The 1152-nt window shown below is 35.9% G+C and carries 2 protein-coding genes; both read right to left on the bottom strand.

Going from position 1 to position 1152, the window contains the following annotated elements; genetic code table 11:
* Positions 1 to 518: 518 nt before the first annotated feature.
* On the bottom strand, positions 519 to 863 hold the full coding sequence (locus C5O24_RS13880) for a hypothetical protein (protein WP_123542936.1): 345 nt from the start codon (positions 861 to 863) through the stop codon (positions 519 to 521).
* A gap of 37 nt (positions 864 to 900) precedes the next feature.
* Complete coding sequence (locus C5O24_RS14630) at positions 901 to 960, bottom strand: SEC-C metal-binding domain-containing protein (protein WP_369333080.1); 60 nt, start codon at positions 958 to 960, stop codon at positions 901 to 903.
* Between the last annotated feature and the right edge of the window lie 192 nt (positions 961 to 1152).

The following is a 1152-nucleotide window of genomic DNA, read 5'->3' as shown; positions in this document are numbered from 1 at the left end:
CCTTATATCTGTCGCTCCCGGCACTATTCCAAAAGCTATACCGAGGATTCAAGTCTTTACCGCATCTACCACAGCAATTTGCCCCGTTAGGATTATTAGAGAAACCGCAGGAATTACATTTTTTTGCCATAATATTTTAGAGAGTATCAGAGGTTAATTGAATCTAAACGCGGCCTTGATCGTAGACCAAAATGAACCATATTTGACATTTTTTAAATAATAAAGTTCTTCTTCTAATTTCCGAATCCTTAGTTGTTTTTGAAAAACTTCGTTTCGCAGCATATTAATTTCATTCTGTTCAATAACGACATAATCCTTGTACGTGTTATATTCCTTATCGGACATATCCAGTTTGAGCGGCGCACCGCATTTTCCACAATAATGAATTTTCTCTAAAGGGATGTCTTCTGGAGTCATGAAATGACAAATGTGACATCTTCTCTCAGAGTCAAGTTTTAGTTTTAATCGTTCGATTAATCCAAGCTCCATTAATTTAGTTATAATTGAGGTCTTCGCAGTTATTTGACAATATTGAGTAATTCTCTAAGAAATTGTTTTTTTGTCCGAAACAAGCTATTACCTTCTTTTTCTTCTTTTAAAATGAGATCCTTAAGTTTATCATAAAGTTTTGCATTCTCCAAAGTTCCTTTACTTACAACGGCCCACTCGATTGGACTGGAGGGTGTATAGCCAAATACTCTTGACAGAACATCTGTTTTAGGACCCATTTCATAGAATTCACCCTTCTCATTCCAAACTGGCCAGCGATTGAAATATTGTAGTGGATGCCCACATTTACCGCAATAATGATCATCAATATCATTTTGAGTAAATTGACAAACCTCACATCTTAATCCATTCATTATAATTAATTCAGTTTTTGAGGTATAGAAATATGTATCAGCTTAACGCCCGACCATGGCAATTTCTATATTTTTTCCCGCTACCACAAGGGCACATGTCATTGCGCCCGATGTTATTACCCTTAGTCTTCTTGGCGGAATTATCGGCTAATGACTTTACAACTTCACTGATTGTGTTACTTGTTAGCCTTGAGCCACATTTTCCACAAAATTTGGCATTTGAAGGATTTCCAGTAAACTTACAGTTAGGACAGATCATACTTTTCACTCTATTGTGTATGAATTTCTC

Origin of the sequence: Paramuribaculum intestinale, assembly GCF_003024925.1 — a bacterium.
Lineage (GTDB): Bacteria > Bacteroidota > Bacteroidia > Bacteroidales > Muribaculaceae > Paramuribaculum > Paramuribaculum intestinale.
This window is presented reverse-complemented; position numbering and strand designations above follow the sequence as displayed.

Excerpts from the sequence above, each read along its gene's own strand:
- C5O24_RS13880 (WP_123542936.1), bottom strand. The coding sequence starts at position 863 with ATGAATGGATTAAGATGTGAGGTTTGTCAATTTACTCAAAATGATATT.